This window comes from Lactobacillus sp. PV034 (assembly GCF_014522305.1).
Lineage (GTDB): Bacteria > Bacillota > Bacilli > Lactobacillales > Lactobacillaceae > Lactobacillus.
In genome coordinates, this window is record NZ_CP041982.1 from 1,570,217 (window position 1) to 1,584,654 (window position 14,438).

General features: G+C 33.6%; 15 protein-coding genes. 8 read left to right on the top strand and 7 right to left on the bottom strand.

Annotated elements, in window-relative coordinates; all coding sequences use genetic code 11:
• Positions 1-7 precede the first annotated feature (7 nt).
• The gene (locus FP432_RS07930) at positions 8-850 is read right to left on the bottom strand and encodes a mechanosensitive ion channel family protein (protein WP_265488781.1); all 843 of its coding nucleotides are present in this window, start codon (positions 848-850) and stop codon (positions 8-10) included.
• Between the two features lie 120 nt (positions 851-970).
• Between FP432_RS07930 and FP432_RS07935 the strand changes: the two genes are divergently transcribed.
• Positions 971-1,402, top strand: a complete 432-nt coding sequence (locus tag FP432_RS07935) for a DUF948 domain-containing protein (protein WP_265488782.1) — start codon at positions 971-973, stop codon at positions 1,400-1,402.
• Positions 1,403-1,424: 22 nt separating this feature from the next.
• Complete coding sequence (locus tag FP432_RS07940; protein ID WP_265488783.1) at positions 1,425-1,763, top strand: DUF1269 domain-containing family protein; 339 nt, start codon at positions 1,425-1,427, stop codon at positions 1,761-1,763.
• 69 nt (positions 1,764-1,832) lie between these two features.
• Here FP432_RS07940 and FP432_RS07945 read toward each other — a convergent pair whose 3' ends face one another.
• Complete coding sequence (locus FP432_RS07945; protein WP_265488784.1) at positions 1,833-2,942, bottom strand: M24 family metallopeptidase; 1,110 nt, start codon at positions 2,940-2,942, stop codon at positions 1,833-1,835.
• 137 nt (positions 2,943-3,079) lie between these two features.
• Here FP432_RS07945 and FP432_RS07950 point away from each other — a divergent pair, with 137 nt between their 5' ends.
• A complete protein-coding gene (locus tag FP432_RS07950; RefSeq protein ID WP_265488785.1) occupies positions 3,080-4,078 on the top strand; it encodes a substrate-binding domain-containing protein in 999 nt (332 codons plus the stop codon).
• A gap of 40 nt (positions 4,079-4,118) precedes the next feature.
• On the opposite strand, the gene FP432_RS07955 is transcribed toward FP432_RS07950, so the two are convergent.
• From FP432_RS07955 to FP432_RS07965, 3 genes are all read right to left on the bottom strand, one after another.
• On the bottom strand, positions 4,119-6,851 hold the full coding sequence (locus FP432_RS07955; protein WP_265488786.1) for a transglycosylase domain-containing protein: 2,733 nt from the start codon (positions 6,849-6,851) through the stop codon (positions 4,119-4,121).
• A 94-nt stretch (positions 6,852-6,945) separates the two neighbouring features.
• Entirely contained in the window at positions 6,946-8,343 is a 1,398-nt protein-coding gene (gene pepV / locus FP432_RS07960) for a dipeptidase PepV (RefSeq protein ID WP_265488787.1), read from the bottom strand.
• Positions 8,344-8,361: 18 nt separating this feature from the next.
• Entirely contained in the window at positions 8,362-9,744 is a 1,383-nt protein-coding gene (locus tag FP432_RS07965; RefSeq protein ID WP_265488788.1) for a glycerophosphodiester phosphodiesterase, read from the bottom strand.
• Positions 9,745-9,841: 97 nt separating this feature from the next.
• Between FP432_RS07965 and FP432_RS07970 the strand changes: the two genes are divergently transcribed.
• From FP432_RS07970 to FP432_RS07985, 4 genes are read left to right on the top strand one after another with little or no spacing between them, the layout of a single operon-like run.
• Positions 9,842-10,174 (top strand): hypothetical protein, encoded by a 333-nt coding sequence (locus FP432_RS07970; protein WP_265488789.1) that lies wholly within the window; start codon positions 9,842-9,844, stop codon positions 10,172-10,174.
• A gap of 5 nt (positions 10,175-10,179) precedes the next feature.
• Positions 10,180-10,764 (top strand): YutD family protein, encoded by a 585-nt coding sequence (locus FP432_RS07975; RefSeq protein WP_265488790.1) that lies wholly within the window; start codon positions 10,180-10,182, stop codon positions 10,762-10,764.
• A complete protein-coding gene (locus FP432_RS07980; RefSeq protein WP_265488791.1) occupies positions 10,764-11,540 on the top strand; it encodes a TIGR01457 family HAD-type hydrolase in 777 nt (258 codons plus the stop codon). The genes FP432_RS07975 and FP432_RS07980 overlap by 1 nt, the downstream gene beginning before the upstream one ends.
• Positions 11,537-12,142 (top strand): TIGR01906 family membrane protein, encoded by a 606-nt coding sequence (locus tag FP432_RS07985; protein ID WP_265488792.1) that lies wholly within the window; start codon positions 11,537-11,539, stop codon positions 12,140-12,142. Before FP432_RS07980 ends, FP432_RS07985 begins: the two co-directional genes overlap by 4 nt.
• 12 nt (positions 12,143-12,154) lie before the next feature.
• Here the strand turns inward: FP432_RS07985 and FP432_RS07990 are convergent, their stop codons facing one another.
• Positions 12,155-12,805, bottom strand: a complete 651-nt coding sequence (locus FP432_RS07990) for a VTT domain-containing protein (protein ID WP_265488793.1) — start codon at positions 12,803-12,805, stop codon at positions 12,155-12,157.
• Positions 12,806-12,829: 24 nt separating this feature from the next.
• On the bottom strand, positions 12,830-13,780 hold the full coding sequence (locus FP432_RS07995) for an NAD(P)/FAD-dependent oxidoreductase (protein WP_265488794.1): 951 nt from the start codon (positions 13,778-13,780) through the stop codon (positions 12,830-12,832).
• A gap of 101 nt (positions 13,781-13,881) precedes the next feature.
• On the opposite strand from FP432_RS07995, the gene FP432_RS08000 reads away from it, so the two are divergent.
• A complete protein-coding gene (locus tag FP432_RS08000; protein ID WP_265488795.1) occupies positions 13,882-14,247 on the top strand; it encodes a S1 RNA-binding domain-containing protein in 366 nt (121 codons plus the stop codon).
• Positions 14,248-14,438 lie beyond the last annotated feature (191 nt).

The window sequence follows — 14,438 nt, forward strand, 5'->3', positions numbered from 1 at the left end:
TTTATTTTTAGCTTAGTGCAATATTATGTTTTTTTAGAGCTTTAATATATTCACTAAGATAAGTATTTTTAACTTTGGCTTCCCAGCCTGATACTACTTGGAAGTGAATATTATAAGTTAAAATATTACCATTTTGTCCTGTAAGACCAACGATGGTTGGGCCCTTTTTTATTCTTCGTTTAAAAGTGCCTTTAAGCAATTCATTAGTGGTTTCAATAATTTGGTTTAATTCATGTAAATCGGTAGTTACACTTACTTGGAGGTTAATATCGACTCCGATGCCACCTCGAGTTACATTTTCAACCACGGTAATATTGCGATTAGGAATATAAGTAATAGTTCCATCATAGTTTTTAAGGCGAGTAGTACGTAAGCCAAGAGCTTGTACGGTTCCAGTATAATTTCCAATTTTGACAATATCTCCAACATCGAATTGGCCTTCACTTAAAATTACTAGGCCATTTACCATATCGCTTACAAAGCCTTGTGCACCCATCCCTAAAGCTAGGGAAACAATTCCAGCACTGGCTACTAAGGTTCCAACAGGTAAGCCGAGAATTGAAAGTACACTATATAAATAAAACAGGAGTAGGGTATATTGAAAAATATTCATTGAAAGCTCAGAGAGGGTGCGCTTTCGACCAGTAATTTTATTCTTAAATTTAGAATTATTAATGACATATTTTGCAATGAGAGTTTTCCCAATTCGCCAAATTATTAAGAAAATTACTGAGGTAATTGCAAGCTGAATTGTCTTTCCCAGTAAATTATGAGCAACATCATCCCAATCAATGGGGGAAATTTTGTTGGAAGTTGCTTTATATTTTGAAACAAATGAAGAATAATTCATCTCATAACTCCTTTACTTTGATGTTTGTAGTATATCAAATTATCGGAGGCTATTCATTGCTTGCTTAATTAATTAATGCTAGACTTTAAAGTGAATAGGAATTATTGATGGAGGTAATTTATGACTATTTCATTTGGTGCTCTAGCTGGATTAATTGCTGCTATTGCTTTTCTTATTTTAGTTTTATTTACACTTCCAATATTGGTTAAGTCAGTAAAAACAATTAATAAAGTAAATGTAACTTTAGATAGTACAAATAAAACTATTAATGAGCTCACTGCTCAAGCTTCAGTATTAATGAAGCAAACAGAGGATTTACTTGATAAAAGTAATGATTTATTAGCTGATATAAATAAAAAGTCTGAAGATCTTGATCCAGTTGTTAAAGCAGCAGCAGATTTAGGTCGAAGCGTTTCCGGAATTAATGAATCTTCAAAAGATTTGGTAAACCGCATGGCAAAAAATCATGCTAGAAGAAGAAGCTTTAGCATTTTAGGTTCATTAACAAGCCGAATTTTTGCTAGACGTAAACGTAGAAATGGTGAAGATTAAATTATAAAGGAGATCTTGCATTATGAAAAAAGTATTTAGTTTTGCATTAGGAAGTATTGTTGGTTTGGGTGCAGGTTTAATTGCAGCATCAATGTTTCTTCCAGATGATACCGAAGATGAATTAAAAAAGAAAATCTCAGAGAATGATAAAATTCAAAATTTAAAGGAAAAATATAATAAGGGAACTGAAGTGCTCAGAACTCAATTAAAATCTTTCCCAAAGAGTGTTGATGATGATTCTGAATTGAAAGACTTTGACGATATTGTCATTGATGGCTCTGCAGATGATTTAGGTGAAGACGAAAAAGCTGATAAGAATGCTGTTTCTGATTTATCTAATGCCGAAGCTGATAAGAATTAATCACTTTCTTTATCCAGTAAATTAAAAGGACTGAAGTAGATATTGACTTCAGTCCTTTTTGTCATTCTATTAATCCTTTGCCGGAATATATTTTAGGTCTTTCGGAGTATGGGTAAAGGTTTCAAAGCCATGATTAGTTACAACACCACAGTCTTCAATTCTGACTCCTGCTACATTTGGAATGTAAATACCGGGTTCGATTGAAAAACACATTCCCTCTTGAAGGACAATGTCATTGCCTTCCATAATTTGTGGTTCTTCATGAACATTTAAGCCAATACCATGACCTAAACGGTGTATAAAGTATTCTCCATAGCCAGCTTTAGTAATAATATCTCTAGCTACAGCATCAAGTTCTGCAGCAGTGATTCCAGGTTTTGCAGCATCGATAGCAGCTTGTTGGGCTTCACGGTCTACTTCGTAGATTTCCTTTTCTAAATCTGTCGGAGTACCATAAGCTACTGTACGACTTGAATCCGATGCATAACCATTATGCATGGTTCCAAGATCAAATAAAACTAATTCGTTAGGCTCAATTTTGTTCATAGTAGGACCTAGGTGAGGATTAGCTGCATTTTTACCGGCCTGTACAATCGTTTCAAAACTTGTATGCATAACACCTTTTTGGAGTTTTAATTGATAATCAATTTGTCCGGCAACGTAACGTTCGGTAACTCCATTGCGTAAAGCATCGAATCCAACAGTGAAAGCAAAATCAGCTTCCTCTCCTGCAGCCTTCAGTTGTTTGATTTCGTCTTCAGTTTTAACTAAACGTGCCTTTGCAATAAAAGGCGAAACATTGGCAGCGAAAATTGAATTAGGAAAAGCAATTTTTAATTGTTCAGAGCGATCAACAGATAGATGATTTTTTTCAATCGCAATATTTGCAACAGAATTGACTTTATTTTTGACTAAACTTGCAATTTTTTCCCAAGGATTTTCGTGATCAAGATAGCCATAAACATCACCATCCCATGCTGAAGCCTTAGCTTCTTCAACATTAAGCTCTGGAGCAAAAATAAATGCTGGAGCATCTTTAAATGCAAGTAATGCAAAAATTCTTTCATGTGGCTCCATACTATAACCAGTAAAATAATTGATACTAAGTGGATCTGATATATAGGCAACATCGTTATTGGTATCAATTAACCATTGTTGTAACTTATCAAGATTTTTCATAGAATAGCTCCTTTTTGGATTAACTTGTTAAGGTGAGTATAGCATAATTTTTGCGAAAGAAGTTTGAAATTACATGATAAAACTTGCAATGAAGAAGTATTATTGATAAGTTAAGAAGGAATGGAGTGTGAAAACGGATGCAAAAACAGGAAGTTACAATTTATGATGTTGCCCGCGAAGCTAAAGTTTCGATGGCAACTGTTTCACGTGTTGTAAACGGCAATAATAATGTTCGTAAGGAAACACGAGATCGTGTACTTAAAGTAATAGAGCGTCTCCACTATCAACCAAATGCTGTCGCACAAGGTCTAGCTTCGAAAAAGACAACTACTGTTGGACTTATTGTGCCTGACTTTTCTAACTTACACTTTGCAGAGCTATCTCAAGGAATAAATGATATTGCAACTTTATATAAGTACAATATTCTTTTATCTAGTGTTGGAAATACTTTAGTCGGGGATGATCATGTAATTCAAAACTTACTTAATAAACAAGTTGACGGCATTATTTATATGGCTGATCAAATTTCTGAAAAGGGTAAAGAAACTTTATTAAGATCAAAAATTCCCGTAGTATTAGCAGGCACTTTATCTGAAAATAAGGAAACATTTGGTAGTGTTGCAATTGATTATAAAAAGGCAGTAGAAGAGTCACTTGAAATCTTTTATCAAAATGGAAAAAGAAACTTTGCTCTTGTTCTAAATAATCCTGAAACTTATTTAAGTAGCAAGGAATTAATTCCTGCATTTAATCAATTTGCTCAAGAGCATAAATTGAGTAATAATCATGTTTATAGTGATATCTCAACCTATGAGGATGGTTATAACTTAGTTGATCAATTAAGACAAGATAAGATTGATGCAGTTATTACGCTAAAAGATATGACTGCAGGTGGTATTATCAATGGAGCCCTAGAAAAGGGAATGACTATCCCAAAGCAATTAGAAATTATTTCAGCTGGATCAACAAATGTAGCCAAATTGGTAAATCCTCAACTAACTGTAGTCCAACAACCTCTTTATGATATTGGTGCTATGGCAATGAGAATGTTGACTAAATTAATGAATAATGAAACAGTCGAGGACAAAAATATCAAGGTTCCTTATCTTTTATTAAGAGGTAAGACGACTCTTTAATTAGATAATAAAAAGAACGGAAGTTAGCTTCCGTTCTTTTTTATTGCCCGTTATTTTCCGAGACTTGATTATTTTCCGTTGCTGCTTCAGCACTATCTGCATTAGTAGAGGGTGCTGCTTCATTGTTTGAAACTGAGGCATCGGCAGCATTGCTTGTGTCATTAGATTTATTACCATTACCATTTCCCGAACTACCTTGTCCGGAATTAGCTTGCTGGTCATTTGCACCAATATTTCTTTCTGAAGTAGAGGAGCCCTTGCTATTCACGTTACTTTCTTTGCCGTAATATTCATCATTAGAAGGGTTACCATTTGCTACTGCAAAGAGATCATCTAAGTTACGTTTCTTAGAAATTGTCTTTCCAGTATAAATCAGAGTTTTGCCATAATCATTATCCATATCATCAAGATAATCATAGAATAAGCGGTAATCTTTATGAGAAGCTCCTATACCAAATTCACTGTTAGCTTCAGGAGCAGGGGATAAGCTTAAAGCAGTAACTTTCTTGCCAGAAATACGGTAATCTTCACCATCAAAGTTAACCGTACCAGGAAGCGTACCTGTTTTCTTTACCACTCGATTCTCATAAACACTATCTGGCTTAGGCATTTTCTTGCTAAGATTAAAGATTGATGGATCTTCTTGGTATAAAGCATTTGCAATATTAGCCCATAACTGAAGATTGGTTTCACTTGAGTTAGTATCTAAGGTGTAAGAGTGGCCATAGAAATTGTCATAACCAATCCAACTTGAGATAGTTACTCCAGGAGTCGCACCGTTGAACCAAATATCACGGTAATCATTACTTGTACCAGTTTTACCAATTAAACTCTTAGTGCTAAATTGTAATGAACTCTTGAGACTTGATGCAGTACCACTGGCAACCACTTGGTGTAACATCTTTTGCATGATATAGGTAGTTCCTTTAGAGAAGACTTTGGTCTTTTTGGTGTGGTGTTTATAGAGCACGCGACCAGTAGGATCAGTAATTTCATCAATGTAGTAAGCAGAGCTGCGGTTACCATTATTGTAGAAATTAGAGAAGGCACTGGCATTATCAGCAACTGAGAAACCATAATCGGTACCACCAAGAGCTAATCCAAGGTTTTCGTATTCACTCTTGCTAAGGTTCAAACCTAATTTCTTCATAGTTGCTTGTTCATCAATACCCCGTGTATGAAGAAGTTTATTATAAATATTTACTGCTGGAAGATTATATGATTTTGCTAACGCTTCTTGTGCAGGAATAAAGCGGTTTTCAATCGTCATATTGTAATCGGTTGGAATATAATTTCCATAATTTTTAGGGAAATCGGCGATTGCAGTTTGACTAGAAATAATTTTATGTTCAATTGCAGGAGCATATACTAAGTAAGGCTTAATTGAAGAACCAGGAGAACGATAAGTATCAAAGGCATGATTTATCTGTGAATTTTTAAAATCAACACCACCGGAAAAGGCTAAAACTGCACCCGTTTCATTATCGATAGCAACACTACCATTTTCAACGTTTTCAGTTGTGTTCACGTATTTATTAGTGGATTGGTCATAATCTTCACTAGTATGACTTTCACCCAGATTAGATTCTTTTACTGCAGTCTGCATTGCCTGGTAAAGTGGTTTGCGAATCGTAGTATGAACTGTATAACCCTTTTCGTGTAATAATTGGGTTGCATTTGCTAGATACTGATTATATTGGTTGGTATCCTTTTTTACATCCGAAGGATTAAGTCCATCTTGCTGAATTAAATCATCAGCAATTATCTCTGAACTCTTATTCATCACTAAATTAAATAAGTATGAATTTTGTTTCTTTTGTTTCTTTGCTTTACCTGGTTTTAAGAAATCTTTAGTTAAATCGTATTTCTTAGCAGATTCATATTGTTCTTTAGTAATATCACCATTACGATACATTCTAAATAAAACAATATCTTTACGGCGCATACCCAAGGAAATATTACTTTTCAGCTTGCCGTTTACTGTATAAGGAGTATAAACAGAAGGACTTTGTGGTAAGCCAGCGATAAAAGCGACTTCAGGTAAGGTCAGATCATTTAGATCTTTACCAAAAATTCCTTGAGCAGCAGTTTTTATTCCGTTAATGTTTTCACCATTATTATTTTTACCATAAGGTGCAGAGTTTAAATATGCGCGTAAAATCGTATCCTTAGAGAAGTTTTGTTCAAGTTTATGTGCATAAAACATTTCAGTTATTTTGCGACGCCAAGTAGTCTGACTAGTCAAAAATTGCATTTTTACCAGTTGTTGCGTTAGCGTTGAACCACCCGTTTGGACACCAATTCCCGTAAATTCTGAAATAACAGCTCTGACTAATGACTTGGGAAGCACACCTTTATGTTCGTAAAAAGTTTCGTCTTCGGTAGCAGTGACTGCCTTTTTGATTAACGGTGTAATTTCTTCATCACTCGCCTTGTCAACTTTAATATCAGAATTAACTTTGGCAATTTTTTGGTTACCAGAATAATATAAAGTAGCGGAACTTTGGGCATGATTAATTGGTCGATTAAGTTGACTTACAGTTGGAATAGGGGGTTGCCGTACGATTCCAACAGCGTAGCCACTACCAAAGCCTACAAGTAAAAAAATAATAAAGGCTAAAATAGCAAAAGCATAATGAAAAATACGATGGAGAGTAAGATAAGTTACTCCCGCGTAAAAAGATAGTTTGCTTTCATCAGATTCTTGAGCTAATTCATTAACTTTGGGACCAGCCGTCAAGAAATTAATAAATTTTTCTTTTAAATTTTTCACAATAAATTCCTTTTTATAATGTACTTTTCCTTATTATAGCAAAAAGGACGGTTAATTAACCGTCCTTTTTTGAATTGTAGCAATATTATAAAAATTATTTAGTTAATTCATAGATTGCTTGGGCATAAATAGCAATTGAATCAATCCAATCGTCAACCTTCATATATTCATTAGGTTGGTGCATTACTAAAGGAGCACCTTCAGGTTGTGCACCAAAAGCTACCCCATGTTCAAATAAGCGACCATAAGTACCGCCACCGATAACTACTTCATGGCCCTTTTTACCTGTTTGTTCTTCGTATACTGAAAGTAAAGTTTGAACTAAAGGATCAGTAACTGGAACATAGTGAGGAGCTTCGTTTTTACCATTAACACGTGCAACTAAAATATCGCCATATTTTTCATTGATTTGTTCGCACATTTTTTCGGGATTCGTACCTTGAGGGTAACGGACATTGTTCAAAATGTAAGCATCTTGGCCTTCTACTTTAAAGATTGAAGGTGAACTTGCAATATCGCCCATTAAATCGTCATGGTGAGCAATACCCAATTTTTCACCATGGAAATCTTTGTGTTCAACAGTAGCAATAAAATGGAGGAAGTTCTTAACTTGACCACCAAAATCAAGTGAATCAAGGAATAAAGCAAGGTAGGTTGCAGCGTTACGACCAGTTTCTGGAGCAGAAGCATGAGCACCTTGACCAGTTAAAGTTAAAAGAGCGCGGCCACTGACCATTTCAAACTTACCTTCGAGATTATGTTCTTTAAGGAATAAGTCGTATTTAGGCTTGATGCTTTCTAAATCTTCACCATTTAATTGAGCAGTAGCAGTTTGGGGAATAACGTTAGCAGCAATACCGGCATTAAAGGTCCAAAGTTTTACGCTACCTTCGTTAAAGTCATCTTTAAAGTCTAATTTTAAAGTTACAATACCTTGTTCACCGTTAATGATTGGAAATTCTGCATCAGGTGAGAAAGCAACATCAGGTGCAGGTTGATGCTTAAGGTAGTATTCAATTCCTACCCAATCGGTTTCTTCATTAGTACCTACAACAAAGTCAATCTTTTTCTTTGGTTCAAAACCATGTTCTTTTAAAATTAACATACCGTAGTATGCAGCAAGAGATGGCCCCTTGTCATCAGCACTACCACGACCGTAGATTTTGCCATCTTTGATAGTCATTTTGAAAGGATCAGTCTTCCAGCCATCACCAGCAGGAACAACATCCATGTGACCAATGATACCTACACGCTTATCGCCTTCACCGTAATTGATACGACCAGCATAGTTATCAAAGTTTTCTGTATCAAAGCCATCACGTTTAGCAAATGAGAGAAACTTCTTCATTGCTTTAACAGGTCCTGGTCCTACAGGATATTCCTTACTTGCTTCATCTAAATTTTCGGCAGAATCAATTGCAATTAATTCACCTAGATCTCTTAGAATGTCATCTTTCTTTTCTTTAGCTAATTTTTTATAATCTAGTTCCATAATTAACTCCTTTATTAATTATTGTCTATCATTATATATTATTGCATTTTCAGCTCGATAAGTATTCCAAAAATTGAAACTTACAACTCTATTGTGAGTTAAAGTTGGGAAAAGAGCAATATTTGTGGCTTGTGAACTTTTAGGTAGTTGGCGATATTCTTTAAAGGTAAGTGAATTTGAATTAAACAAACCATAATATAAGATGTCAGTTGCTTTAACCCAACCTTGTTTTGTTAAAATCCAATTAATTTTTTCACCGCCGTTAACTGCTAGAATCTGATATTTTTGGTTGGGATTTAAGGAAGATGTTAAATGAGAGTTTTGAGTAGGTTGTTGATAAGTTTGAGCTAATTTAGTTTTAGATATGACTTGTAAGTTCCAATAAGGTAGAACATTTTTAGGATCTAAATCTAAACTAACGGCATCGGCAGGAACGAATTCTTTATCACCGATTTGATAGAAAATTTTATTATCATTTACAACAGCTGAAGAAACGTGAACAGGTTGTAAGAAATTAAGTGATTCATTAGTTTTAGTTTGAATATATGGATTTTCGGTACTATTAAGAGGGGCGCGCCCGAAATAGTAGCCATCTTTATTGATACTATACTTTTTAGTTCCGTCTTTAGCTAACTTGTACTTATATCCAGTTGCTGGGAAGTTGGTTACGACACCATCAATATCATTATTAATGAGCCAGTTCCATAATTTAGGTGATTCATTCATCTCAGCCCAGACAAAAACTTTTTTATCTAATTTATGGAGTTGGCTAATTAAATCAGGATTATCAGTAATAAGATCCGAAGAAATGTTTACACCATTAACATAAGAAAGTACTTCAAAGTTAATTCGCTTAAGAGATCCAACAATAAAAAAACGCGGTACACTTGGCAATAACTTACTCATTTTTTCTAAACTGCTTGCAGAAAAAGAATGAATCATTACACGATCTTGCATATGATATTTTTTGATGCTTTTTGCAAGTAAGTCTTCCATGTTTTTGGGATAACCATGTGAAGTTTTCTTTGTTTCAATTAAAAACTTAGTTTTTGGTTTATTCTTATAATATTGAAATAATTGATCCAAAGAAATTATATGTTCACCATTAGGCTGAGTTAGTGAGTGTAAATAGTTAAAATTGTTTTGTGATACAATAACCGATGACCCGACAACTCTTGAAAGATCACGATCGTGTGAGACAACCAAGATATTGTCTTTGGAAACATGCAGATCAAGTTCAACATAATCTGCACCATCTTCGAAAGCGGAGTTGTCACTTTGAATAGTTTCTTCAGGATATTTGGATGGATTACCTCGGTGACCTATAACCAAAAATCCAGAATTAAAAACAAAGATAATCGTTAATATTAAAGTAAAAAAAGATAAATGTTTAACCTTCATATATTCACCTCTATCTTTTTAACGATAGCATGGTTATAATATTTTTTCTATATAAAACATGAGGGAAGATAAATTTAGAAACATTAGGTGGAAAATTATGGCTAGTAAGTATCAACAACTAAATTTAATCGAAGAAGTTACCCGTAATGATGGTACTAAATATTATGAAATATCGAATGTTGATCAAAATGGTATTGCTGAATTGGCAGTAGATCAGGGAAAAATTAAAAGAGTAAGAATTTTACAGCTGAATTTAGCTCGTACTAAAGCACTGCAGACTTACGAGAAGTATATTAATGAGACCTATGAACTGGAAACATTATTGAATGAAGATGATTGGAAACATCCAGAATGGGTTGAATGGGATAAGCCAAAAGGGAAAGTACTTGATGCATATCATAGTATTTTAAAAGCAAATCGCATTGGATAGGTAATATGAAAAATAAAGCGAAGTTTAACGATAAAAAAGACAATAATTTTAAGAAAAAAGAACGCGAGCAGCCAACTGAGCCTGTCAAAAAGTTTCATCCTGATGCTCATATTGTTATGGGAGAAGGGGAGTTACTGATTGAGGGACGTAAGTATGAAATTCTTACTAATGAAAAAAATGCTTTGGATGTTTCGCTCTTAAAAGAAAAATATGATCCTTTTTTGAATCAATATGACTATCTTGTCGGTGATATTGCAAGTGAGCATTTAAGATTAAAGGGATTTTATGATAGTAAAGACCATGTTGCAATCGATAAAAAGGCACTTACAATTGTGGATTATCTTGATGAATATTCTAATCCCGGTAGTCCGTATTTTATTCTTCACTTAATTGGAGAAAACCAGGTTAAAAGGGTGGTTTTGGGACGTAAAAATAAGCATAAAAAACGGAATTTACATAGTTATTCGGGAAAAAGACATAATTTTAAAGAGAGAAAAGTACGTAAAACTACCTTGAATTCTCATCATGGCAAGGTAGTTAAAAAAAGTAAAAATAGGGGATTTATTATTAAAAAGAGAGGAGACAAGTAATGAAAAAATATAATGCTTACCTAATAGATTTAGATGGAACTATCTATCGAGGTAGTGACACAATTGATTCTGGAGTAAGATTTGTTAAAAGGCTTCAAGAAAAAAATATTCCCTATCTTTTTTTAACAAACAATACGACCCGTACTCCGGAAATGGTTGTAGCTAAGTTAAAAGGACACGGCATTGAAACTGATGTTAATCATATATACACGCCAGTTTTAGCTGCGAAAACTTATCTAAAAGAACAAAATCTAACTACTACTAAAATTCCTGTTTATTTAATTGGCGAGCAAGGCTTAATAAACGGATTCTTATCAGATCCTCGATTTTATTTGGATGCACAAAATCCAAAATATGTAATAGTGGGGATGGATACTGATTTAACCTATAAAAAAGTCCGTACTGCATGTCGAGCAATTAGGAATGGCGCTACTTTTATAGGAACAAATGCAGATAAGGTATTGCCAGCAGCAAATGAGTTTCTTCCTGGAAATGGTTCACAGTGTAAAATGATTGAGGAAGCAACTGGACAAAAGCCAATCTATATTGGAAAACCGGCTAGTCCAATTATTGAATATGCCTTACAATTAATTAATAAAAATAAGGATGAAGTGGTAATGGTAGGCGATAATTATCAAACTGATATTAAAGCTGGGATGGATAATGGCTTAGATACTATCTTGACGCTTACTGGGGTATCTAATTTAGAAGAGGTTGAAAAAGAAGAAGCTCAACCAACTTATATTGTTAAGAATATGGATGATTGGAAATTATGAAAAGTAAACCTTTAATTGCAATAATCTATAACTTTTTTAATTCCCTATCATTGGCGACAATAGCTACTATTGTGATTAGTTATCCGCTATTAGCTCTATTTACCCTTGGTCAAAAAAATTATCTAATTGTTTATCAATCGATTCCATCAATTATGTATGCTTACGGACAATTATTAATTTATCTTTTGTGGCCATTTTCAACTAAATTACAGATGCGAAATTTTCCTACCTCAGTTTCTGCCGCGGAACACTTTTATGAATGTAAGCTTTTGTTTAGTTTGGCCCTAATCGTTTTTATAATCGGCTTAATCATATATTTATATTTAAAAAGAAGAAAAAAGGTTGGCTATATTGCTTTAACCAAAAATGAGGCAATATTTTTTATGATCTTGCCAATTATCTTATTACCTTTAGCATTAACGAATTTCGATGAATTTTTTATTAGTTTTCATCAAATGATTTTCCACAATAATAATTGGTTGTTTGATCCTAATACGGATCCTATTATTAATGTATTAACAGAAAATTTTTTTGCTGCTTGTTTTGCAGTTGCAGGAATAGTATATGAGATGTATTATAGCCGCTACTTATTTAGCAAATAAAAAAGAACTTCATTAGCGAAGTTCTTTTTTTAATGCTATCTTTTTTTGAAGCCACATGATTAATGGTGGTAGGACCGAAATTAAAATAATTCCAATTACAATTAAAGAAAAGTGTTCTTGGACAATAGGAATATTACCAAAGAAGTAACCCAAAGCTGAGAAAAGACTTACCCAGCAAAATGCGCCTAAAATATTATAGAAGATAAAAGTTCGATAATGCATTTTACTTGCACCTGCTACGAAAGGTACAAAAGTTCTAATAAAGGGAATAAAGCGTCCAAGTAGAATTGTAATACCTCCGTGTGTATCGAAGAAGTTTTCTGCAGCTTTACGATGATTCTCGTTAATTAGTTTGTTGAACCAATTATGATCAGCACTTTTTGTTTCAGACCAGTGTCCAATCTCATAGTTAGAAGAATCGCCGATTATAGCTGCTAATAAAAACAAAAAATAGCAAAGCCAGATATTTAAACCATATTTAGGGGATGCTGCCATGGCACAAGCGGCAAAAACAAGTGAATCGCCAGGTAAAAAGGGAAAAATTACCACTCCAGTTTCGACAAAAATTATTGCAAATAAAATAAGATAGGACCAATTTCCGAAGGTGTTTACCAAAGTAACCAGGTGATCATCAATATGCAAAATAAAATCGATTAGATTCATTATTTAATAACCTTTCTATAATTATTAGATACTTGTTGAGTGTAGGGTGATTTTTTTATTAGGAAATAGATTAGCCATGATATTAGTGATAGCTATTTGTGCTTCACCAAACCCTAATGCAATCATTGGTACGCGTCCTTCATATTCTACACTATCTCCGACGGCATAAATACCTGGAATATTAGTTGCCATAGTTCGATCAACTTTAATGCCACCAGCGCAAAGCTCAAGACCCCACTTTTTTAAGAGACGATTATCCGACTTAAAGCCATATGCAATAAAGATATTATCGAAATTGGATGTAATAAGCTCTTTATTGCCTACCTTATTAAGGGTGATTTCTAATGATGTTGTCTTTGATTGTAATTTTTTTGGAAGGTAAGGAGTAGTAATTTTAACATTTTTTAAATTTTTGAGTTTATCAAGAGAGGCTTCTAGTCCTCTAAATTCTGGGCGTCTATGGATTAAAGTTAATTCTTCAACTTCTGGAGCTAATTGAAGAGCCCAATCTAAAGCTGTATCACCACCGCCTAAAACGGCTACCTTTTGATGTTGATATTTTTTGGGATCAGTCATGAAATAGTTAATAAATTTATCTTCAGCTTCAGAGGTCTTAATAGGTAAAGTTTTCGGATGAAAAGCTCCTAATCCTGTAGTTAACAAAATAGTTTTAGCCTTATATTCATTATTTATAATAAAGAAATCATCATTTTTGGTAATTGATTCAACTCGGTAGTTAGATTTAAGTTTATTATTAATAGAAAATTTAAGTTGTTCTATAAGGTTATAACCACTTATTGTTGGATATGCTGGAATATCTTTAATTTGTTTATTTGGGTATAGCCATTTTACTTGTCCTCCAAATTGATCGAGGACTTCAAAAGTAATTGTGCTTAAATTGTGCAGCTGAGCAAATTGAGTTGCAAATAATCCAATTGGACCGCCCCCAATAATTGCTAAGTCAAAGGTTGTCATATAGTTTGCTCCTTATGAGTTTGTTTAAAGGTATCAAATATTAGCTTTTACAATTAACTAGCTTACAATAAAGCTAGGGGAAGAGAAAGAGATGAATTAAGATGAACCTTCAAATCGGACAAATAGTAAAAGGTGTGATTAATGGAGTTCAGCAGTATGGTATTTTTGTACGATTAGATAAAAAGAATGAAGGATTATTACACATATCAGAAATAAATAAAACTAATCCATCAATCAAGTATAAAGTTGGCAAAGAAATAAAAGTAATGATTTTAGATATTGATCCCTTTTCAAATAAGATAAGTTTATCGCAACGAGGTTTATTAACAACTGCGATAAATATCAGAAGAAAAAAGAGACATTTTTGGACTTCAAGAAGTGTAAGAACGGGATTTGAACCGTTAAAGCAAGCCCTACCAGAAGAAATAAAAGCAGGCTTAAAAAAATACAAAAAATATCTTGCATAAGTAAAATTAATCCTGTAATATATTTATTGCTGTCAGGGATGACAGGCAGAGTTAATAAATAAAAAGCTCTTGCATTATTTTATAAGCTCTGTATAATAATAAACTGTTGTTAGAAAGAGAAAGGATAAATTGATCCTTGACACTATTCTAATAGCTGTGCTATAATTATTAAGCTTCATTTTTGAGAAGCA

Excerpts from the sequence above, each read along its gene's own strand:
- FP432_RS07970 (WP_265488789.1), top strand. The coding sequence starts at position 9,842 with ATGGCTAGTAAGTATCAACAACTAAATTTAATCGAAGAAGTTACCCGT.
- FP432_RS07990 (WP_265488793.1), bottom strand. The coding sequence starts at position 12,805 with ATGAATCTAATCGATTTTATTTTGCATATTGATGATCACCTGGTTACT.
- pepV (WP_265488787.1), bottom strand. The coding sequence starts at position 8,343 with ATGGAACTAGATTATAAAAAATTAGCTAAAGAAAAGAAAGATGACATT.
- FP432_RS08000 (WP_265488795.1), top strand. The coding sequence starts at position 13,882 with ATGAACCTTCAAATCGGACAAATAGTAAAAGGTGTGATTAATGGAGTT.
- FP432_RS07965 (WP_265488788.1), bottom strand. The coding sequence starts at position 9,744 with ATGAAGGTTAAACATTTATCTTTTTTTACTTTAATATTAACGATTATC.
- FP432_RS07995 (WP_265488794.1), bottom strand. The coding sequence starts at position 13,780 with ATGACAACCTTTGACTTAGCAATTATTGGGGGCGGTCCAATTGGATTA.
- FP432_RS07945 (WP_265488784.1), bottom strand. The coding sequence starts at position 2,942 with ATGAAAAATCTTGATAAGTTACAACAATGGTTAATTGATACCAATAAC.
- FP432_RS07935 (WP_265488782.1), top strand. The coding sequence starts at position 971 with ATGACTATTTCATTTGGTGCTCTAGCTGGATTAATTGCTGCTATTGCT.
- FP432_RS07940 (WP_265488783.1), top strand. The coding sequence starts at position 1,425 with ATGAAAAAAGTATTTAGTTTTGCATTAGGAAGTATTGTTGGTTTGGGT.
- FP432_RS07975 (WP_265488790.1), top strand. The coding sequence starts at position 10,180 with ATGAAAAATAAAGCGAAGTTTAACGATAAAAAAGACAATAATTTTAAG.
- FP432_RS07980 (WP_265488791.1), top strand. The coding sequence starts at position 10,764 with ATGAAAAAATATAATGCTTACCTAATAGATTTAGATGGAACTATCTAT.
- FP432_RS07950 (WP_265488785.1), top strand. The coding sequence starts at position 3,080 with ATGCAAAAACAGGAAGTTACAATTTATGATGTTGCCCGCGAAGCTAAA.
- FP432_RS07930 (WP_265488781.1), bottom strand. The coding sequence starts at position 850 with ATGAATTATTCTTCATTTGTTTCAAAATATAAAGCAACTTCCAACAAA.
- FP432_RS07985 (WP_265488792.1), top strand. The coding sequence starts at position 11,537 with ATGAAAAGTAAACCTTTAATTGCAATAATCTATAACTTTTTTAATTCC.